This window comes from Streptococcus sp. 20925_1_69, assembly GCF_041432365.1.
In the GTDB taxonomy this organism is placed as follows: Bacteria; Bacillota; Bacilli; order Lactobacillales; family Streptococcaceae; genus Streptococcus.
In genome coordinates this window covers 71,904-91,764 of the sequence record NZ_JAPVZL010000004.1, presented here as the reverse complement: position 1 = coordinate 91,764, position 19,861 = coordinate 71,904, and the positions used below count along the sequence as shown (strand labels likewise).

The 19,861-nt window shown below is 40.0% G+C and carries 20 protein-coding genes; 19 read left to right on the top strand and 1 reads right to left on the bottom strand.

Going from position 1 to position 19,861, the window contains the following annotated elements:
• Positions 1–6: 6 nt before the first annotated feature.
• From O3601_RS03935 to O3601_RS03925, 3 genes are all read left to right on the top strand, one after another.
• On the top strand, positions 7–891 hold the full coding sequence (locus O3601_RS03935) for an ROK family protein (protein WP_371471246.1): 885 nt from the start codon (positions 7–9) through the stop codon (positions 889–891).
• Positions 892–987: 96 nt separating this feature from the next.
• A complete protein-coding gene (locus tag O3601_RS03930; protein ID WP_049521894.1) occupies positions 988–1,275 on the top strand; it encodes an XRE family transcriptional regulator in 288 nt (95 codons plus the stop codon).
• Entirely contained in the window at positions 1,265–1,615 is a 351-nt protein-coding gene (locus O3601_RS03925; RefSeq protein ID WP_000384863.1) for a type II toxin-antitoxin system RelE/ParE family toxin, read from the top strand. Before O3601_RS03930 ends, O3601_RS03925 begins: the two co-directional genes overlap by 11 nt.
• 61 nt (positions 1,616–1,676) lie before the next feature.
• Here the strand turns inward: O3601_RS03925 and O3601_RS03920 are convergent, their stop codons facing one another.
• Positions 1,677–2,528: a MurR/RpiR family transcriptional regulator gene (locus O3601_RS03920; RefSeq protein WP_371471244.1), complete on the bottom strand. Its 852-nt coding sequence runs from the start codon at positions 2,526–2,528 to the stop codon at positions 1,677–1,679.
• 192 nt (positions 2,529–2,720) lie between these two features.
• On the opposite strand from O3601_RS03920, the gene pbp2b reads away from it, so the two are divergent.
• The 16 genes from pbp2b (at position 2,721) to O3601_RS03840 (ending at position 19,802) form a co-directional block, all read left to right on the top strand.
• A complete protein-coding gene (gene pbp2b / locus O3601_RS03915; protein ID WP_371471242.1) occupies positions 2,721–4,778 on the top strand; it encodes a penicillin-binding protein PBP2B in 2,058 nt (685 codons plus the stop codon).
• A 10-nt stretch (positions 4,779–4,788) separates the two neighbouring features.
• Positions 4,789–5,385: a recombination mediator RecR gene (gene recR, locus O3601_RS03910; protein ID WP_000966754.1), complete on the top strand. Its 597-nt coding sequence runs from the start codon at positions 4,789–4,791 to the stop codon at positions 5,383–5,385.
• 176 nt (positions 5,386–5,561) lie between these two features.
• Positions 5,562–6,605: a D-alanine--D-alanine ligase gene (locus tag O3601_RS03905; RefSeq protein WP_261067965.1), complete on the top strand. Its 1,044-nt coding sequence runs from the start codon at positions 5,562–5,564 to the stop codon at positions 6,603–6,605.
• 84 nt (positions 6,606–6,689) lie between these two features.
• Positions 6,690–8,060, top strand: a complete 1,371-nt coding sequence (gene murF, locus O3601_RS03900; RefSeq protein WP_261193084.1) for a UDP-N-acetylmuramoyl-tripeptide--D-alanyl-D-alanine ligase — start codon at positions 6,690–6,692, stop codon at positions 8,058–8,060.
• Positions 8,050–8,661: an NUDIX hydrolase gene (locus O3601_RS03895; RefSeq protein WP_261193082.1), complete on the top strand. Its 612-nt coding sequence runs from the start codon at positions 8,050–8,052 to the stop codon at positions 8,659–8,661. The genes murF and O3601_RS03895 overlap by 11 nt, the downstream gene beginning before the upstream one ends.
• 90 nt (positions 8,662–8,751) lie before the next feature.
• Positions 8,752–9,456 carry a TIGR02206 family membrane protein gene (locus O3601_RS03890; RefSeq protein WP_261193080.1) on the top strand — a complete coding sequence of 235 codons (705 nt, stop codon included), beginning with the start codon at positions 8,752–8,754 and terminating at the stop codon, positions 9,454–9,456.
• A gap of 219 nt (positions 9,457–9,675) precedes the next feature.
• Complete coding sequence (ftsA, locus tag O3601_RS03885) at positions 9,676–11,049, top strand: cell division protein FtsA (RefSeq protein ID WP_000090384.1); 1,374 nt, start codon at positions 9,676–9,678, stop codon at positions 11,047–11,049.
• A 16-nt stretch (positions 11,050–11,065) separates the two neighbouring features.
• The gene (gene ftsZ / locus O3601_RS03880; protein WP_000144273.1) at positions 11,066–12,325 is read left to right on the top strand and encodes a cell division protein FtsZ; all 1,260 of its coding nucleotides are present in this window, start codon (positions 11,066–11,068) and stop codon (positions 12,323–12,325) included.
• Between the two features lie 4 nt (positions 12,326–12,329).
• Positions 12,330–13,001 (top strand): YggS family pyridoxal phosphate-dependent enzyme, encoded by a 672-nt coding sequence (locus O3601_RS03875; protein ID WP_265529191.1) that lies wholly within the window; start codon positions 12,330–12,332, stop codon positions 12,999–13,001.
• A 9-nt stretch (positions 13,002–13,010) separates the two neighbouring features.
• The gene (locus O3601_RS03870) at positions 13,011–13,550 is read left to right on the top strand and encodes a cell division protein SepF (RefSeq protein ID WP_261029663.1); all 540 of its coding nucleotides are present in this window, start codon (positions 13,011–13,013) and stop codon (positions 13,548–13,550) included.
• Positions 13,550–13,813 (top strand): YggT family protein, encoded by a 264-nt coding sequence (locus tag O3601_RS03865; protein ID WP_265529189.1) that lies wholly within the window; start codon positions 13,550–13,552, stop codon positions 13,811–13,813. The genes O3601_RS03870 and O3601_RS03865 overlap by 1 nt, the downstream gene beginning before the upstream one ends.
• Positions 13,810–14,595 carry an RNA-binding protein gene (locus O3601_RS03860; protein WP_001032421.1) on the top strand — a complete coding sequence of 262 codons (786 nt, stop codon included), beginning with the start codon at positions 13,810–13,812 and terminating at the stop codon, positions 14,593–14,595. Before O3601_RS03865 ends, O3601_RS03860 begins: the two co-directional genes overlap by 4 nt.
• A gap of 8 nt (positions 14,596–14,603) precedes the next feature.
• Positions 14,604–15,485, top strand: a complete 882-nt coding sequence (locus O3601_RS03855; RefSeq protein ID WP_371471237.1) for a DivIVA domain-containing protein — start codon at positions 14,604–14,606, stop codon at positions 15,483–15,485.
• Between the two features lie 251 nt (positions 15,486–15,736).
• The gene (ileS, locus tag O3601_RS03850) at positions 15,737–18,529 is read left to right on the top strand and encodes an isoleucine--tRNA ligase (protein ID WP_265529186.1); all 2,793 of its coding nucleotides are present in this window, start codon (positions 15,737–15,739) and stop codon (positions 18,527–18,529) included.
• 402 nt (positions 18,530–18,931) lie between these two features.
• A complete protein-coding gene (locus tag O3601_RS03845) occupies positions 18,932–19,312 on the top strand; it encodes a hypothetical protein (protein WP_000837844.1) in 381 nt (126 codons plus the stop codon).
• A gap of 13 nt (positions 19,313–19,325) precedes the next feature.
• Positions 19,326–19,802, top strand: coding sequence for a hypothetical protein (locus O3601_RS03840; RefSeq protein WP_265529184.1), 477 nt, complete (start codon positions 19,326–19,328; stop codon positions 19,800–19,802).
• Positions 19,803–19,861 lie beyond the last annotated feature (59 nt).

Sequence of the window (19,861 nt, the reverse complement as noted above, 5' to 3'; positions counted from 1 at the left end):
GTATTTATGACACACTACGTTGCAATTGATATCGGTGGAACAAATATCAAATATGGTTTGATTGACCAAGAAGGCCAACTTGTTGAATCGCATGAAATGCCAACAGAGGCGCATAAGGGTGGATCTCATATCTTACAAAAGACAAAAGATATTGTAGGCAGCTATTTAGAAAAAGGACCAGTAGCAGGTGTTGCCATTTCTTCTGCAGGAATGGTGGATCCTGACAAGGGTGAAATCTTCTATGCTGGGCCTCAGATTCCAAATTATGCAGGAACTCAGTTCAAAAAGGAAATCGAAGAAAGCTTTAATATTCCTTGTGAAATTGAAAATGATGTCAACTGTGCAGGTCTTGCTGAAGCGGTATCTGGTTCAGGCAAGGGGGCGAGTGTCACCCTTTGCTTGACCATTGGAACAGGGATCGGTGGTTGCTTGATTATGGATGGGAAAGTCTTCCATGGTTTTAGTAATTCGGCCTGTGAAGTCGGTTATATGCATATGCAGGATGGAGCGTTCCAAGATTTGGCTTCTACAACAGCCTTGGTGGAGTATGTAGCAGCAGGTCATGGAGATCCAGTTGATCAGTGGAATGGCCGACGCATCTTTAAGGAAGCCACTGAAGGAAACAAGGTCTGCATGGCTGGTATTGACCGAATGGTCGACTATCTAGGAAAAGGTCTGGCAAATATTTGCTACGTTACCAATCCAGAAGTGGTTATTCTCGGTGGGGGTATCATGGGGCAAGAGGCAATCCTCAAACCTAAAATTCGAAAAGCTTTAAAAGATGCTTTGGTACCAAGTCTGGCTGATAAGACGAGATTAGAATTTGCCCATCACCAAAATACAGCAGGTATGTTGGGAGCTTATTATCACTTTAAAACAAAACAATCCTAGTTTGGCTAGACCAAACTAGGATTTTCTAATCAAATTCCCTTGACTTTCTTTATAATTGTGAGATAATAAAGAAAATATATAAAGGAATTATATAAAATGGCTATAGCGAATTCAAATAAAATTGTGACCTTCCAAGCTAATAGGGAATTGGTAAATGATGCCATGGAAGTGTTAAAAGAAAAAAATCTCTCTCTTTCATCGGCACTTAGATTATTTTTAAAGAATGTTGCTGTAACAAATGAAGTAGATTTACTTAATGAAGAGGAATTAGAGAAGGAGTATTTGTTTAGACAATTACAAGCAGAAGTTCAAGAAAGTTATGCCAAGATTGAGGCTGGAAATTACTTGACAGATGAGGATGTCGTGACACGCTATGGATTATAAAAAATATAGGATTTTGTATTCTCCTAGAGTGATTGATAGTCTGGATAAAATATATCAGTATATAGCAGAGGAAATCGGTTCTGTAGAGGCTGCGAGACGAAAAGTGGCGAGTATCAGAAAAGATATTAATCGTCTAGAAATTTTCCCTCAAGCTGGATTTGATGCCGATGAAAAATTTGGTAAGAAATTAGACCCTCACTACCAAACGCGAGGATTGACCTTGAGTAAGGATTACATCGTATTATATACAATTGTTGAGGATACCGTCAGACTTGCTTATTTACTCCCTTCAAAAAGTGATTACATGAAATTATTCAAGACTAAGTCAAGATATGACTAATTCATAATCTTGAAGAGGTATGTTTGGTGATGAATAAAAATCCTAGTTTGACTCAGCCAAACTAGGATTTTCTGACGCGTTTTTGTCTACGATAGCCGTTGAGTTTTTTATTTTCCCAGTAGCTATTAAAGATTTTTTCCTTGTTTTCACGATTGATTTCCAAAAAGTAGGCATAAATCAAATCAATAAAGAAGAGCATAGGAAGTTGAGCGGATATTCGTTGGATATAGGAAGACTGGCTGTGGGTGGCTACCAGAACAGTCTCTGTGTAGGCCTGGCTATCTTTATTGGGAACACTTGAAAAGAGTACAGTCTTTGCCCCCATCTCCTTGGCATCTAATAGACTATCTAAAATAGAAGGTGTTGTGCCAGAAAGTGAGAAACCAAGTACGAGACAATTTTCGTCCATAATGCTGGTTGTCCAAGCAAAGCCGTCTTGATCGGTCAAAGCCTCGCAGACCACACCCAGACGCATGAAGCGTAATTTCATTTCACGAGCTACGAGGCCAGAACTCCCTGTTCCGAAGAAGTAGACACGCTCAGCATCTTCGATTAGCTGGGCAATTCGTTCTAGTTGGATTTCGTCAATCAAGTCTTGTGTTTGTTCCCTCATATTGCTATAGCTTCTGAGGACACGTTTGGTCAGTGGACTGTGCTTGGAGACTTGGTTGGCTTGATTTTCTGCCTGATGTTGGTATTGGAAAATAAATTCTCGATAACCTGTAAAACCACACTTTTTAGCAAAGCGGGTCAGAGCAGCCTGGGAGATATGTAATTTTTGAGTGACCTGTTGAGAAGATAAATCATCTGCAATTGTTTCTGCTTGTAAAAAATAATGAGCGATTTCTTGTTCTAGGTCTGTCATTTCTTCGAAGTGGGAATCAATGACAGTTGCGATATCTGGTTTGTCCATAGGGAAGGCTCCTTTAAATGAGTCGTATTGGAAAAAGGCTAGATTTTTGAACTTTTACATTTATTATAACATATAATATAGGGATGAATAAATAAAAACATATCTTGCTGTAAAAACGAGAAAAAGCTTCTTGCTTTTCCATAATTTTCTGCTCAAATTGTGGTACAATTAAGAGTAAGATTTTTATTAGAAATGAGACAGATTTGTATGAGAAAATTTAATAGCCATTCGATTCCGATTCGGCTTAATTTATTGTTTTCAATTGTCATTTTACTTTTTCTGACCATTATTGGTCGTTTGTTGTATATGCAGGTTCTGAATAAGGATTTTTATGAAAAAAAGCTAGCTTCAGCTAGTCAGACCAAGGTTACAACCAGTTCCGCTCGTGGGGAGATTTATGATGCTAGTGGCAAACCTTTGGTAGAAAATACGTTAAAGCAGGTTGTTTCCTTTACGCGTAGCAATAAAATGACGGCTAAAGATCTGAAAGAAATCGCTAGTCAGTTACTGGGATATGTGAGCATCACTTCGCCAAATTTGACAGAACGCCAGCTGGCAGATTATTATTTAGCTGATCCTGAGATCTATAAAAAAACAGTAGAGGCTCTCCCAAGTGAGAAACGCTTGGATTCAGATGGTAATCGTCTATCTGAATCAGAACTGTATAACAATGCGGTCGATAGTGTCCAGACGAGTCAACTAAACTATACAGAGGATGAAAAGAAAGAAGTCTATCTTTTTAGTCAGTTAAATGCGGTTGGAAACTTTGCGACAGGAAGCATTGTGACGGATTCTTTGACAGATACCCAGATTGCTCTGATTGCCTCCGCTTCCAAGAAATTACCTGGTATCAGTATTTCTACTTCTTGGGAAAGAAAAGTTTTAGAAACTTCCCTTTCCTCTATAATTGGTAGTGTGTCGAGTGAAAAAGCTGGTCTCCCAGCGGAAGAAGCAGATGCCTATCTTAAAAAAGGTTATTCTCTAAATGACCGTGTGGGGACCTCTTATCTAGAAAAGCAATACGAGGAAACCTTGCAAGGTAAACGCTCAGTGAAGGAAATTCATCTAGATAAGTACGGTAACATGGAAAGTGTCGAAAATATCGAAGATGGTACCAAAGGGAATAATATTAAACTGACCATTGATTTGGCCTTCCAAGATAGCGTGGATGCTTTGCTGAAAAGTTATTTCAATTCCGAGCTAGGAAATGGTGGAGCCAAGTATTCTGAGGGTGTGTATGCAGTCGCCCTTAACCCCAAAACAGGTGCTGTTTTGTCTATGTCAGGACTCAAACATGACCTGAAAACGGGAGACTTGACGCCTGATTCCTTGGGAACGGTAACCAATGTCTTTGTCCCAGGGTCAGTAGTTAAGGCCGCTACCATCAGCTCAGGTTGGGAAAATGGTGTTTTATCAGGAAACCAAACCTTAACAGATCAGCCTATTGTTTTCCAAGGTTCAGCTCCAATTTATTCTTGGTATAAATTGGCATATGGATCTTTTCCTATTACAGCTGTGGAAGCCTTGGAGTATTCATCTAATGCTTACATGGTTCAAACCGCTCTTGGAATCATGGGCCAGACCTATCAACCAAATATGTTTGTTGGAACCAGCAATTTGGAAACAGCTATGGGAAAACTTCGTGCGACCTTTGGCGAATATGGCTTGGGGGCTGCGACCGGAATTGACCTACCAGATGAATCTACTGGATTTGTTCCCAAAGAGTATAGCTTTGCCAATTTCATTACCAATGCCTTTGGGCAGTTTGATAACTATACGCCCATGCAGTTGGCTCAGTATGTAGCAACTATTGCAAATGATGGTGTTCGTGTGGCTCCTCGTATTGTTGAAGGCATTTATGGAAATAATGATAAGGGAGGCCTAGGCGACTTGATTCAGCAACTGCAACCGACAGAGATGAATAAGGTCAATATATCCGACTCCGATATGAGTGTCTTGCACCAAGGTTTTTATCAGGTTGCTCATGGAACTAGCGGATTGACAACTGGACGTGCCTTTTCAAATGGTGCCTTGGTATCCATTAGCGGAAAAACGGGTACAGCCGAAAGCTATGTGGCAGATGGTCAGCAAGCAACCAATACCAATGCGGTAGCCTATGCCCCATCTGATAATCCCCAAATCGCTGTTGCAGTGGTCTTTCCTCATAATACCAATCTAACAAATGGTGTAGGACCTTCCATTGCGCGTGACATTATCAATCTGTATCAAAAATACCATCCAATGAACTAGAAAGGAAATTATGCTTTATCCAACACCTATTGCTAAGCTGATTGACAGTTATTCTAAGTTACCAGGTATCGGGATTAAGACGGCTACGCGTCTGGCTTTTTATACGATTGGGATGTCTGATGATGATGTCAATGAATTTGCAAAAAATCTCCTTTCTGCTAAGAGAGAATTGACCTACTGTTCTATTTGTGGACGTTTGACAGACGACGATCCTTGTTCTATCTGTACCGATCCAACTCGTGACCAGACAACGATTTTGGTGCTAGAGGATAGTCGTGATGTGGCGGCCATGGAAAATATCCAAGAATACCATGGACTCTATCATGTCCTGCATGGCCTTATTTCTCCTATGAATGGTATCAGTCCAGACGATATCAATCTCAAGAGCCTTATGACTCGTCTTATGGATAGTGAAGTTTCAGAGGTAATCGTAGCAACCAATGCCACAGCAGATGGGGAAGCGACTTCCATGTATCTTTCCCGCTTACTCAAGCCAGCTGGGATCAAGGTTACGCGCCTGGCACGAGGCCTCGCTGTGGGAGCAGATATCGAGTATGCGGACGAAGTCACACTCTTACGGGCTATTGAAAATCGGACAGAGTTGTAAGTGTAGACAAATTTACGAACTCCATTCGTTTATAAAAAAATCAAGGAGGCTGAAAATCGTTCATATCGGCCTCTTTTTGTATAGTGTGATGAGTAGGATCAGGTTCAAGTTTTAAAAAAACAAGCAAATATGATATACTAAAGAGCGAGTATTCTAGTAGAATTAGGACAAATAATATGAAACAAACGATTATTCTTTTATATGGTGGACGGAGTGCGGAACGCGAAGTCTCTGTCCTTTCAGCGGAAAGTGTCATGCGTGCGGTCAATTATGACTGTTTCACAGTCAAGACTTTCTTTATCAGTCAGTCAGGTGACTTTATCAAAACGCAGGAATTTAGTCAGACTCCAGGTCAAGAGGACCGTCTCATGACCAATGAAACCATTGATTGGGATAAGCAGGTTGCACCAAGTGCTATTTACGAAGAAGGTGCAGTTGTCTTTCCAGTTCTTCACGGTCCGATGGGAGAGGATGGCTCTGTTCAAGGATTCTTGGAAGTTTTGAAAATGCCGTATGTCGGCTGCAATATCTTGTCATCAAGTCTTGCCATGGATAAAATCACGACTAAGCGTGTTCTGGAATCTGCTGGTATTGCTCAAGTTCCTTATGTGGCCATCGTTGAAGGTGATGATGTGATTGCTAAAATTGCCGAAGTTGAAGAAAAATTGGCCTATCCAGTCTTCACTAAGCCGTCAAACATGGGCTCTAGTGTCGGTATTTCTAAGTCTGAAAATCAAGAAGAACTCCGTCAATCTTTGAAACTTGCCTTCCAATATGACAGTCGTGTCTTGGTAGAGCAAGGGGTAAATGCCCGTGAAATCGAGGTTGGTCTACTAGGCAACTACGATGTCAAAAGCACGCTACCAGGAGAAGTAGTCAAGGATGTTGCCTTTTATGACTACGATGCCAAGTATATTGATAACAAGATTACTATGGATATCCCAGCTAAAATCAGTGATGATGTGGTAGCTGTCATGCGTCAGAATGCAGAAACAGCCTTCCGTGCCATTGGTGGCCTCGGTCTCTCTCGTTGCGATTTCTTCTATACAGACAAGGGAGAGATTTTCCTCAACGAGCTCAATACCATGCCAGGTTTCACCCAGTGGTCAATGTATCCACTACTTTGGGACAATATGGGAATCAGCTATCCAGACCTAATCGAGCGTTTGGTTGACCTTGCCAAGGAAAGTTTTGACAAGCGCGAAGCGCATTTGCTATAAAAATGAAAGAGAGGGTAGAAGCCAGAACCATCACTGCAAGGTGACTAGAGTTCTCGGACTTCAACCCTTTTTAAAGGAGTAGAAATGAAATTAACAATCCATGAAGTGGCTCAAGTTGTAGGAGCTAAAAATGATGTCAGTATCTTTGAGGACACCCAGTTAGAAAAAGCTGAGTTTGACAGTCGCTTAATTGCGACAGGAGATTTATTTGTGCCCCTCAAGGGTGCGCGTGATGGTCATGACTTTATCGAAACAGCCTTTGAAAATGGTGCAGCAGCAACCCTGTCTGAGAAAGAGGTTGCAAATCATCCCTATATTCTAGTAGATGATGTTCTGACTGCCTTTCAGCAACTAGCAGCCTACTATCTTGAAAAAACGACTGTTGATGTCTTTGCGGTTACGGGTTCAAATGGTAAAACAACGACCAAGGATATGTTGGCGCACTTGCTATCAACAACCTACAAAACTTACAAAACACAAGGCAACTACAATAATGAGATTGGTCTTCCTTACACAGTTCTCCATATGCCTGAAGGAACAGAAAAGTTAGTCTTGGAGATGGGGCAGGATCACTTGGGAGATATTCATCTCTTGTCAGAATTGGCTCGTCCAAAAACAGCCATCGTGACTTTGGTTGGAGAAGCCCATTTAGCCTTTTTCAAAGACCGTTCTGAGATTGCTAAAGGAAAAATGCAAATTGCAGACGGGATGGCACCTGGTTCCTTGCTTTTAGCGCCAGCTGACTCGATTGTAGAGGACTACTTGCCAACTGATAAAAAGGTGGTTCGTTTTGGGCAAGGGGCAGAGTTGGAAATCACAGACTTGGTTGAGCGCAAGGATAGTCTGACATTTAAGGCTAATTTCTTGGAACAAGTCCTTGATTTGCCAGTGACTGGTAAGTACAATGCCACTAATGCTATGATTGCATCCTATGTTGCCTTGCAAGAAGGAGTGACTGAGGAACAAATTCATAAGGCCTTCCAAAAACTTGAATTGACGCGTAACCGTACCGAGTGGAAGAAAGCAGCCAATGGAGCAGATATCCTATCAGATGTTTACAATGCCAATCCAACTGCTATGAAGCTGATTTTAGAGACTTTCTCTGCCATTCCAGCTAATGAAGGTGGCAAAAAAATCGCTGTCTTGGCGGATATGAAGGAACTTGGTGACCAGTCTGTTCAACTTCATAACCAGATGATTTTGAGCCTCTCGCCAGATGTGCTGGATACCGTTATTTTCTATGGAGAAGATATTGCTGAATTGGCCCAACTTGCCAGTCAAATGTTCCCAATCGGCCACGTTTACTACTTCAAGAAAACAGAAGATCAAGACCAATTTGAAGACCTAGTTAAGCAGGTCAAGGAAAGTCTAGGAGCTAATGATCAAATCTTGCTCAAGGGCTCTAACTCCATGAATCTAGCTAAGCTGGTAGAAAGTTTAGAAAATGAATGCTAGTGATTTTGCCAAGTATCTTCAAAGAATGATTGCCCTTACAGATACTGGATTAACCTTTACAAAAGATCCTTTCGACCGTGAGCGCTATGAAGACTTGCGAGGCCTTTTATCTGAAATGTTGAATCAGGCATCAGACCTTGATTCCGAAGAAGTGGCAGAAGTCTTGAAGCCAACTTCTGCTTATGCGACTCCGTTAATGGACGTCCGTGCTTGGATTGTTGAGGACGAAAAGATTTGTCTGGTTAGGGGACAAGGAGAGAATGATTGGGCTTTGCCAGGTGGCTTTGGTGAAGTCGGCTATTCTCCAACAGAAAATATTCTCAAGGAAATTGAAGAAGAAACCGGTTTTGAAGCTAAAGTAGAAAGACTACTAGCTGTTTTTGATACAAATCGTTTCCAACTACAGAGCAAGCAATATGCAAAGTTTGTTTTTGAATGTAAGCTTCTTGATGGACAATTCCAAAAAAATCAAGAAATTGCTGCCCTTCAATTTTTTGCCATTGACCAACTGCCAGCCTTATCTGAAAAACGCATTACCAAGGAGCAAATAGAAATTCTTTGGCAGGTTTATCAAGGTCAGAGGGAGCAATATCTTGATTAAGAAGATGATTATCGTATTTCTAAATTCATTTTTGACAAATAGCATGGTATAATAAAATGCAGGAAAATTTTGAATCATGAGGAATACTAGATGAATTTATGGGATATTTTCTTTACGACCCAAGCAACAGAACCACCCAAGTTTGATCTTTTTTGGTATGTCAGTATATTTACACTCTTAGCCTTGACCTTTTATACAGCCTATCGTTATCGTGAAAAGAAGGCTTATCAACGATTTTTCCAAATCTTGCAGGCAGTTCAGTTAATCCTTCTTTATGGATGGTACGGGGTTAATCATATGCCATTGTCAGAAAGCTTACCCTTTTACCATTGCCGTATGGCTATGTTTGTGGTACTTTTGCTTCCTGGTCAGTCCAAATATCGGCAGTATTTTGCATTACTAGGAACATTTGGGACATTAGCTGCCTTTGTTTATCCAGTGCCAGATCCCTATCCTTTCCCCCACATTGCCATTTTGTCCTTTATCTTTGGGCACCTAGCTCTCTTGGGGAACTCTCTAGTTTATCTATTGAGACAGTATAATGCGCGATTGCTGGATGTGAAGGGAATTTTTCTCATGACCTTTGGACTAAATGCCTTGATTTTTGTGGTCAATTTAGTAACAGGTGGAGATTATGGATTCTTGACAAAACCGCCATTGGTTGGAGACCACGGCTTAGTAGCTAATTATTTAATCGTTTCTCTGGCCTTGTCAGCGGCGATTACGTTGACAAAGAAAATTTTAGAACTATTTTTAGAACAAGAAGCAGAAAAAATGATTGCAAAGAAAGCTTAGAAATGAGCTTTCTTTTTTGTACAATAGACAGATTGTTGACAAAGTTTACAGTGAATGAATTTCTGAACAGAAAAACTAAAAAATTAGCTGGTAAATTTAGGAAAAAACTGAGCACGATGAGATTTTTTGTGTTATAATATTCTGTGAATAGCTATGCCTACGTTTAGCTATTGAATATTACGAAGTTAGAAACTTGGAAGATAGAGAGGATGCGATGTAATGGCTAGAGAAGGCTTTTTTACAGGTCTAGATATTGGAACAAGCTCTGTCAAGGTGCTTGTAGCTGAGCAGAGAAATGGTGAATTAAATGTAATTGGCGTGAGTAATGCCAAAAGTAAAGGTGTAAAGGATGGAATTATTGTTGATATTGATGCAGCAGCAACTGCTATCAAATCAGCAATTTCCCAAGCAGAAGAAAAAGCAGGCATCTCAATTAAATCAGTGAATGTTGGTTTACCAGCTAATCTCTTACAGGTAGAACCAACTCAAGGAATGATTCCAGTAACATCTGATACCAAGGAAATTATGGATCAAGATGTCGAAAATGTTGTCAAATCAGCTTTGACAAAGAGTATGACACCTGATCGTGAAGTTATCACATTCATTCCTGAGGAATTTATTGTGGATGGTTTTCAAGGGATTCGTGATCCACGTGGTATGATGGGGGTTCGCCTTGAAATGCGTGGTTTACTTTATACAGGTCCTCGCACTATTTTGCATAACCTACGTAAGACAGTTGAACGTGCAGGTGTTCAGGTTGAAAATATTATTATTTCACCACTAGCAATGGTTCAATCTATTTTGAATGAAGGTGAACGTGAATTTGGTGCTACAGTGATTGATATGGGGGCAGGTCAAACGACTGTCGCTACAATCCGTAACCAAGAACTCCAGTTTACCAATATTCTCCAAGAAGGCGGAGATTATGTAACTAAGGATATCTCTAAAGTCTTGAAGACATCACAGAAACTAGCCGAAGGTTTGAAATTAAACTATGGAGAGGCTTATCCTCCTCTCGCAAGTAAAGAAACATTCCAAGTCGAAGTGATCGGGGAAGTAGAACCTGTTGAAGTAACAGAAAATTACTTGTCAGAGATTATTTCTGCACGAATTAAGCATATTTTTGAACAAATCAAACAAGACTTAGACAGAAGACATTTATTGGATCTTCCTGGTGGAATTGTTTTGATTGGTGGAACGGCTATTTTACCGGGTATTGTGGAGCTTGCTCAAGAAGTTTTTGGTGTTCGTGTCAAACTCTATGTTCCAAACCAAGTTGGAATTCGTAATCCAGCCTTTGCGCATGTGATTAGTCTGTCAGAATTTGCGGGACAATTGACAGAAGTACATCTCTTGGCTCAACGAGCAGTCAAGGGTGATGAAGGATTATTCCAACAACCGCTTAGTTTTGGGGGAATGATTCAGAAAACAGCTCAGTTTGTACAATCAACGCCTGTTCAACCAGCCCCTGCTCCAGAAGTAGAGCCGGTGGCGCCTACAGAACCAATGGCGGATTTCCAACAAGCTTCACAAAATAAACCGAAATTAGCAGATCGTTTCCGTGGCTTGATCGGAAGCATGTTTGACGAATAAAGAGGAAAAATAAATTATGACATTTTCATTTGATACAGCTGCTGCTCAAGGTGCAGTGATTAAAGTAATTGGTGTCGGTGGAGGTGGTGGCAATGCCATCAACCGTATGGTCGACGAAGGTGTTACAGGCGTAGAATTTATCGCAGCAAACACAGATGTACAAGCATTAAGTAGTACAAAAGCTGAGACTGTTATTCAGTTGGGACCTAAATTGACTCGTGGTTTGGGTGCAGGAGGTCAACCTGAGGTTGGTCGTAAAGCTGCTGAAGAAAGCGAAGAAACATTGACGGAAGCTATCAGTGGCGCAGATATGGTCTTCATCACTGCTGGTATGGGAGGAGGCTCTGGAACTGGAGCTGCTCCTGTTATTGCTCGTATCGCCAAAGATTTAGGTGCTCTTACAGTTGGTGTTGTAACACGTCCGTTTGGTTTTGAAGGAAGCAAACGTGGACAATTTGCTGTAGAAGGAATCAATCAACTGCGTGAGCATGTAGATACTTTATTGATTATCTCAAACAACAACTTGCTTGAAATTGTTGATAAGAAAACTCCACTTCTTGAAGCTCTTAGCGAGGCAGATAACGTTCTTCGTCAAGGTGTTCAAGGAATTACCGATTTGATTACCAATCCAGGATTGATTAACCTTGACTTTGCCGATGTGAAAACAGTTATGGCAAATAAAGGGAATGCTCTTATGGGTATTGGTATTGGTAGTGGAGAAGAACGTGTGGTAGAAGCAGCACGTAAGGCAATTTACTCACCACTTCTTGAAACAACTATTGACGGTGCCGAGGATGTCATCGTCAACGTTACTGGTGGTCTTGATTTAACCTTGATTGAAGCTGAAGAGGCTTCACAAATTGTGAACCAGGCAGCAGGTCAAGGAGTGAACATCTGGCTCGGTACTTCAATTGATGAAAGTATGCGTGATGAAATTCGTGTAACAGTTGTTGCAACAGGTGTTCGTCAAGACCGCGTAGAGAAGGTTGTGGCTCCACAAGCTAGACCTACTACCAACTACCGTGAGACAGTGAAACCAGCTCATTCACATGGCTTTGATCGTCATTTTGATATGGCAGAAACAGCTGAATTGCCAAAACAAAATCAACGTCGCTCGGAACAAGCTCAAGGATCTGCTTTTGGTGATTGGGATTTACGTCGCGAGACAATTGTTCGTCCGACTGATTCAGTAGTGTCACCGGTAGAACGTTTTGAAATTCCAAATTCACAAGATGAAGATGAGTTGGATACACCTCCATTTTTCAAAAATCGTTAAGTAAATGAATGTAAAAGAAAATACAGAACGTGTTTTTCGAGAAGTCGCAGAAGCAAGTCTGAGTGCTCATCGCGAGAGTGGCTCAGTCTCTGTCATTGCAGTTACCAAGTATGTAGATGTACCGACAGCGGAAGCCTTGCTTCCGCTAGGAGTTCATCATATCGGTGAAAATCGTGTAGATAAGTTTCTAGAGAAATATCAAGCTTTAAAAGATCGAGATGTGACTTGGCATTTGATTGGTACCTTACAAAGACGTAAGGTGAAAGATGTCATTCAATACGTTGATTATTTCCATGCATTGGATTCAGTAAAGCTAGCAGAGGAAATCCAAAAAAGAAGTGACCGAGTCATCAAGTGTTTCCTTCAAGTAAATATTTCTAAAGAAGAAAGTAAACACGGCTTTTCGAGAGAAGAATTATTGGAAGTCTTGCCGGAGTTAGCCAAACTAGATAAGATTGAATATGTTGGATTAATGACGATGGCACCTTTTGAGGCTAGCAGTGAACAGTTGAAAGAGATTTTCAAGGCGACTCAAGATTTACAAAGAGAAATCCAAGAAAAACAAATTCCAAAGATGCCTATGACCGAGTTAAGTATGGGAATGAGTCGTGATTATAAAGAAGCGATTCAATTCGGTTCCACCTTTGTTCGCATAGGTACAGCATTTTTTAAGTAGGAGAGAACCATGTCTTTAAAAGATAGATTCGATAGATTTATAGATTATTTTACGGAGGATGAGGATTTAAGTCTCCCTAATGAAAAACGAGATGAGCCCATTTTAACTCCAGTAAATTCTACACAGGAAAAGGCTCTCTCAACGAATCAAACACCAAGCACAAGTAGTACAAAAGAAAATAATATTACTAGACTGCATGCACGTCAACAAGAGTTAGCAAAGCAAAATCAGCATTCCACTGAAAAAGTAACAATTGATGTTCGTTACCCTAGAAAATATGAAGATGCGATAGAAATTGTTGATTTATTAGCAGGAAACGAAAGTATTTTGATTGATTTTCAATATATGACTGAAGTACAAGCTCGTCGTTGTTTAGATTATCTGGATGGGGCTTGCCATGTTCTAGCTGGAAATTTGAAAAAGGTAGCTTCTACCATGTATCTGTTGACACCAGTGAATGTTATTGTGAATATTGAAGATATTCGTTTACCAGATGAAGATCAACAGGGTGAGTTTGATTTTGATATGAGACGAAATAGAGTACGATAATGATTTTTTTAATTCGTCTGATTTATAATGCAGTGGATATTTACTCCCTGATTTTGGTAGCCTTTGCTGTCATGTCTTGGTTTCCAGGCGCCTACGAATCAAGTTTGGGTCGTTGGATTGTAGTATTGGTAAAACCAGTGCTTGCTCCTTTGCAACGTCTGCCTTTACAGATAGCAGGTCTAGATTTATCTGTTTGGGTTGCGATTGTTTTGGTTCGATTTTTAGGGGAAAACTTAGTGCGTTTTCTGGCGATGATAGGATGAATAAAGGGATTTACCAGCATTTCTCCATAGAAGATCGTCCCTTTCTTGATAAGGGAATGGAATGGATAAAGAAGGTGGAAGATAGCTATGCTCCTTTTTTAACTCCTTTTATCAATCCTCATCAGGAGAAACTATTAAAAATTTTAGCCCAAACCTATGGTCTTGCTTGTAGCAGTAGTGGGGAATTCGTCTCAAGTGAGTATGTTCGAGTTTTATTATACCCAGATTATTTCCAGCCAGAGTTTTCAGATTTTGAAATGTCTCTCCAGGAAATTGTGTATTCCAATAAATTTGAACACTTAACGCATGCTAAGATTTTAGGGACAGTCATCAATCAATTAGGGATTGAACGGAAACTTTTTGGAGATATCCTAGTAGATGAAGAACGGGCGCAGATTATGATTAATCAGCAGTTTCTTCTTCTCTTTCAAGATGGATTAAAGAAAATTGGCCGTATACCCGTTTCGCTGGAGGAACGTCCTTTCACCGAGAAAATAGATAAGTTGGAACAGTATAGAGAGCTGGATTTATGCGTGTCTAGTTTTAGATTAGATGTTCTTTTATCAAATGTTTTAAAACTATCTAGAAATCAAGCAAACCAGTTGATTGACAAGAAACTTGTCCAAGTAAATTATCATATGGTAGATAAATCAGACTATACTGTTCAAGTTGGAGACTTGATTAGTGTGAGAAAATTTGGGCGTTTGAGGTTACTTCAAGATAAGGGACAAACTAAAAAAGAGAAGAAAAAAATAACAGTCCAGTTGTTATTAAGTAAGTGAGGAAAAATATGCCAATTACATCGTTAGAAATCAAAGATAAAACCTTTAGCACACGCTTTAGAGGTTTTGATCCAGAAGAAGTAGATGAATTTTTAGATATTGTAGTCCGTGATTATGAAGATTTAGTCCGCTCTAATCATGATAAGGATTTACATATTAAGAGTTTAGAAGATCGTTTGTCTTACTTTGATGAGATGAAAGATTCATTGAGCCAGTCTGTATTGATTGCTCAAGATACAGCTGAACGAGTAAAACAAGCTGCATCTGAACGTTCAAACAATATTATCCATCAAGCAGAGCAAGATGCACAACGTTTATTGGAAGAAGCTAAGTACAAGGCAAATGAAATTCTTCGTCAGGCAGCTGATAATGCTAAGAAAGTTGCTGTTGAAACCGAAGAATTGAAGAACAAGAGTCGTGTCTTCCACCAACGTCTCAAATCTACAATTGAGAGTCAGTTGGCTATTGTTGAATCTTCAGATTGGGAAGATATTCTTCGTCCAACAGCTACTTATCTTCAGACAAGTGATGAAGCCTTTAAAGAAGTTGTTAGCGAAGTACTTGGAGAACCGATTCCAGCTCCAATTGAGGAAGAACCAATTGATATGACACGTCAATTTTCTCAAGAAGAAATGACAGAGTTACAGGCTCGTATTGAGGCAGCCAATAAAGAATTGGCTGAATTTGAAGCTCAGGCTAAACAGGAAGTGGAAAATCCAACTCCTGTAGTGAGTCCTCAAATTGAAGAAGGACCTGCTCATCCAGTTGGTCCAATGTACGAGGAACCAGAAGTAGCTCCAGTACATCCTTCGGCTCCAACACCAGCTACAGAAACGTTTGATTCAGCACCAGGATTTGAAGCACCGCAAGAATCCGTTACAATTTTATAAGAAATAATCTGAGAACAATATCTTATCCTTATATTTCCAGCGAGCAGGAGATGGTGTGAGTCCTGTAATCCCTATTGATAAGATTATCCTCTCAAACAATCAAGTCTGAATGGAGTAAGATTTGACGTTCCCCACGTTACGGGATAAGAGGAAAAAAGCTGAGTCTTTTTTCGAATAAAGGTGGTACCACGATTTTCGTCCTTTTTGGAAGTCGTGGTTTTTAATTTGTTATTATTTATAAAGGAGATACCATGAAACTCAAAGATACCCTTAATCTTGGGAAAACAGCTTTCCCAATGCGTGCAGGCCTTCCGACCAAAGAGCCAGTTTGGCAAAAGGAATGGGAAGATGCAAAACTTTACCAACGTCGTCAAGAATTGAACCAAGGAAAACCTCATTTCACCTTGCATGATGGCCCTCCATACGCTAACGGAAATATCCACGTTGGACATGCTATGAACAAGATTTCAAAAGATATCATTGTTCGCTCAAAATCTATGTCAGGTTTTTACGCACCATTTATCCCGGGTTGGGACACTCATGGTCTGCCAATCGAGCAAGTTTTGGCAAAACAAGGTGTCAAACGTAAAGAAATGGACTTGGTTGAGTACTTGAAACTTTGCCGTGAATACGCTCTTTCTCAAGTAGATAAACAACGTGAAGACTTTAAACGTTTGGGTGTTTCTGGTGACTGGGAAAATCCATATGTGACTTTGACTCCTGACTATGAAGCAGCCCAAATCCGTGTCTTCGGTGAGATGGCTAACAAGGGTTATATCTATCGTGGTGCAAAACCAGTTTACTGGTCATGGTCATCTGAGTCTGCCCTTGCTGAAGCAGAGATTGAATACCATGACTTGGTTTCAACTTCTCTTTACTATGCCAACAAGGTAAAGGATGGCAAAGATGTTCTAGATACAGATACTTATATCGTAGTCTGGACAACTACTCCATTTACTATCACAGCTTCTCGTGGTTTGACTGTTGGAGCGGATATTGATTACGTCTTGGTTCAACCTGCTGGTGAAGCTCGTAAGTTTGTGGTTGCTGCAGAATTGTTGACTAGCTTGTCTGAGAAATTTGGCTGGGTTGATGTTCAAGTTTTGGCAACTTACCGTGGTCAAGAATTGAACCACATCGTAACAGAACATCCATGGGATACAGCTGTAGATGAATTGGTTATTCTTGGTGACCATGTTACCACTGACTCTGGTACTGGTATTGTCCATACAGCCCCTGGTTTTGGTGAGGACGACTACAATGTTGGTATTGCTAATGGTCTTGAAGTCGCAGTGACTGTTGACGAACGTGGTATCATGATGAAGAATGCTGGTCCTGAGTTTGAAGGTCAATTCTATGAAAAGGTAGTTCCAACTGTTATTGAAAAACTTGGTAACCTCCTTCTTGCCCAAGAAGAAATCTCTCACTCATACCCATTTGACTGGCGTACGAAGAAACCAATCATCTGGCGTGCAGTACCACAATGGTTTGCCTCAGTTTCTAAATTCCGCCAAGAAATCTTGGATGAAATTGAAAAGGTGAAATTCCACTCAGAATGGGGTAAAGTCCGTCTTTACAATATGATTCGTGACCGTGGTGACTGGGTCATCTCTCGTCAACGCGCTTGGGGTGTTCCACTTCCTATCTTCTACGCTGAAGACGGTACAGCGATTATGACTGCTGAAACTATTGAGCATGTAGCTCAACTCTTTGAAGAACATGGTTCAAGCATTTGGTGGGAACGTGATGCCAAAGACCTCTTACCAGAAGGATTTACTCATCCAGGTTCACCAAATGGCGAATTCAAGAAAGAAACAGATATCATGGACGTTTGGTTTGACTCAGGTTCATCATGGAATGGAGTTGTAGTAAACCGTCCTGAGTTGACTTACCCAGCAGACCTTTACCTAGAAGGTTCTGACCAATACCGTGGTTGGTTCAACTCTTCACTCATCACATCTGTTGCCAACCATGGCGTAGCACCTTACAAACAAATTCTGTCACAAGGATTTGCCCTTGACGGTAAAGGTGAGAAGATGTCTAAATCTCTTGGAAACACCATTGCTCCAAGCGATGTTGAAAAACAATTCGGTGCTGAAATCTTGCGTCTCTGGGTAACAAGTGTTGACTCAAGCAACGATGTGCGTATCTCTATGGATATTTTGAGCCAAGTCTCTGAAACTTACCGTAAGATTCGTAACACTCTTCGTTTCTTGATTGCTAACACATCTGACTTTAACCCAGCTCAAGACGCAGTCGCTTACGATGAGCTTCGTTCAGTTGATAAGTACATGACGGTTCGCTTTAACCAGCTTGTGAAAACGATTCGTGATGCTTATGCAAACTTTGAATTCTTGACAATCTACAAGGCCTTGGTGAACTTTATCAACGTTGATTTGTCAGCCTTCTACCTTGATTTTGCCAAAGATGTTGTTTACATCGAAGGTGCCAAATCACTGGAACGCCGTCAAATGCAGACTGTCTTCTATGACATTCTTGTGAAAATCACCAAACTCTTGACACCAATCCTTCCTCACACTGCGGAAGAAATCTGGTCATACCTTGAGTTTGAAGCAGAAGATTTTGTTCAATTATCAGAATTGCCAGAAGCAGAAACTTTTGCTAATCAAGAGGAAATCTTGGATACATGGGCTGCCTTCATGGACTTCCGTGGACAAGCTCAAAAAGCCTTGGAAGAAGCTCGTAATGCAAAAGTAATCGGTAAATCACTTGAAGCACACTTGACAGTTTATCCAAATGAAGTTGTGAAAACTCTGCTCGAAGCAGTAAACAGCAATGTAGCTCAACTTTTAATCGTGTCTGAATTGACTATCGCAGAAGGACCAGCTCCAGAAGCTGCCGTTAGCTTCGAAGATGTAGCCTTCACAGTTGAACGCGCTGCAGGTGAAGTATGTGACCGTTGCCGTCGTATCGACCCAACAACAGCAGAACGCAGCTACCACGCAGTCATCTGTGACCACTGTGCAAGCATCGTAGAAGAAAACTTTGCGGACGCAGTCGCAGAAGGATTTGAAGAGAAATAAGGTTGAAAAGTCTAGGTAAAACTCAATTTGAGAAGAAAAGACAACTAATTTTATAGTCTATTAAACGCATTGTATCACGTTTTTGAACACCTGATACGATGCGTTTTTATTTATTTTGAAAATTTGTGAGGTGTGATTTTTTATACTCAACAAGAATCAAAGAGAAACTTAGCAAGCTAACAGCAGTAAGATAAAATACGAATTTGATATTGCGGATAAGATTGGTAAATTGTATCACATTTTTACAATAATAAATTTGTATAGTTGCTTTTGATTTCTGAAAAGTATTATATTTTATTTCATATTATACAAATTTTTATTTTATAATATCAGAAAATACTTTTTTTTTTTAGCAAATATGATACAATTTTATTTGAAAAAAAATAAAAAGGAGATTTTATTATGAAATCAAAAACACTTGCTTTAATTAGTGGTATCGTCGGTCTTGTAGGAGGAATTTTACTTCTTATTGGTCCTTTTGTCTTGTTGGGAACAGCGGTAAATACAGCTGCTACAACTCTTAATGGAGGAGCTACTGCAGGGGCTGTTTCAGGTGTTGCTTTACTCTTGAATGCCTTGAAGATTGCAAATCTTGTTCTCGGTATCATTGCTATTGTTTACTATAAAGGAGATAATCGTGTAGGTGCAGCTCCGTCTGTCCTAATGATTGTTTCTGGTGGAGTTAGTCTCATTCCATTCTTAGGATGGGTTGGGGGGATTCTTGCTATTATTGGAGGATCTCTATTCCTTGCAACATTGAAGAAATTCAAATCAGAAGAATAAAAGGTATTTTAGCATGAAAAGAACAAAAAAGTTTATCGGTCTAGGAGTAGTTCTATTATCTGTTTCTCTTCTCGCTGCATGTGGAGCACAAAATTCAAAGACTACTTCAACAAGTAATGATGAGAAGACAGCAGCAACATCTAATACCACAAAAGAAACAATCACTCTTGATACACCGGTTGTAACAGACGATGCGATTGAATCAATACGTACTTATGCAGATTATATAGATCTTTATAAAAAGATTTTTGATGATTATTTTACTAAAGCTGAGGAAAGTTTCAAAGGCACAGCTATGGAAAATAATGAGTCGTTTACCAAACTAAAAGAGTCAACTCAAAAATTATTCGATGCGCAGAAAAAAATATATGATTTGCTAGGGTCAACTGAGATCAAGGAAGATGATAAATCAAAATTGTCTCAACAATTGAAAGACTTTAGAGACAATTTGCAAAAACAGTTGAAAACTTTGACATCTCAACTACAGTAAGATAGAAATTTTTTGTAGTAATTGAGAATAATTGGTTAAATTACACCCCAAATGTTATA

Coding starts and splice junctions, on each gene's coding strand:
- O3601_RS03935 (WP_371471246.1), top strand. CDS start 7: ATGACACACTACGTTGCAATTGATATCGGTGGAACAAATATCAAATAT.
- O3601_RS03930 (WP_049521894.1), top strand. CDS start 988: ATGGCTATAGCGAATTCAAATAAAATTGTGACCTTCCAAGCTAATAGG.
- O3601_RS03925 (WP_000384863.1), top strand. CDS start 1,265: ATGGATTATAAAAAATATAGGATTTTGTATTCTCCTAGAGTGATTGAT.
- O3601_RS03920 (WP_371471244.1), bottom strand. CDS start 2,528: ATGGACAAACCAGATATCGCAACTGTCATTGATTCCCACTTCGAAGAA.
- pbp2b (WP_371471242.1), top strand. CDS start 2,721: ATGAGACAGATTTGTATGAGAAAATTTAATAGCCATTCGATTCCGATT.
- recR (WP_000966754.1), top strand. CDS start 4,789: ATGCTTTATCCAACACCTATTGCTAAGCTGATTGACAGTTATTCTAAG.
- O3601_RS03905 (WP_261067965.1), top strand. CDS start 5,562: ATGAAACAAACGATTATTCTTTTATATGGTGGACGGAGTGCGGAACGC.
- murF (WP_261193084.1), top strand. CDS start 6,690: ATGAAATTAACAATCCATGAAGTGGCTCAAGTTGTAGGAGCTAAAAAT.
- O3601_RS03895 (WP_261193082.1), top strand. CDS start 8,050: ATGAATGCTAGTGATTTTGCCAAGTATCTTCAAAGAATGATTGCCCTT.
- O3601_RS03890 (WP_261193080.1), top strand. CDS start 8,752: ATGAATTTATGGGATATTTTCTTTACGACCCAAGCAACAGAACCACCC.
- ftsA (WP_000090384.1), top strand. CDS start 9,676: ATGGCTAGAGAAGGCTTTTTTACAGGTCTAGATATTGGAACAAGCTCT.
- ftsZ (WP_000144273.1), top strand. CDS start 11,066: ATGACATTTTCATTTGATACAGCTGCTGCTCAAGGTGCAGTGATTAAA.
- O3601_RS03875 (WP_265529191.1), top strand. CDS start 12,330: ATGAATGTAAAAGAAAATACAGAACGTGTTTTTCGAGAAGTCGCAGAA.
- O3601_RS03870 (WP_261029663.1), top strand. CDS start 13,011: ATGTCTTTAAAAGATAGATTCGATAGATTTATAGATTATTTTACGGAG.
- O3601_RS03865 (WP_265529189.1), top strand. CDS start 13,550: ATGATTTTTTTAATTCGTCTGATTTATAATGCAGTGGATATTTACTCC.
- O3601_RS03860 (WP_001032421.1), top strand. CDS start 13,810: ATGAATAAAGGGATTTACCAGCATTTCTCCATAGAAGATCGTCCCTTT.
- O3601_RS03855 (WP_371471237.1), top strand. CDS start 14,604: ATGCCAATTACATCGTTAGAAATCAAAGATAAAACCTTTAGCACACGC.
- ileS (WP_265529186.1), top strand. CDS start 15,737: ATGAAACTCAAAGATACCCTTAATCTTGGGAAAACAGCTTTCCCAATG.
- O3601_RS03845 (WP_000837844.1), top strand. CDS start 18,932: ATGAAATCAAAAACACTTGCTTTAATTAGTGGTATCGTCGGTCTTGTA.
- O3601_RS03840 (WP_265529184.1), top strand. CDS start 19,326: ATGAAAAGAACAAAAAAGTTTATCGGTCTAGGAGTAGTTCTATTATCT.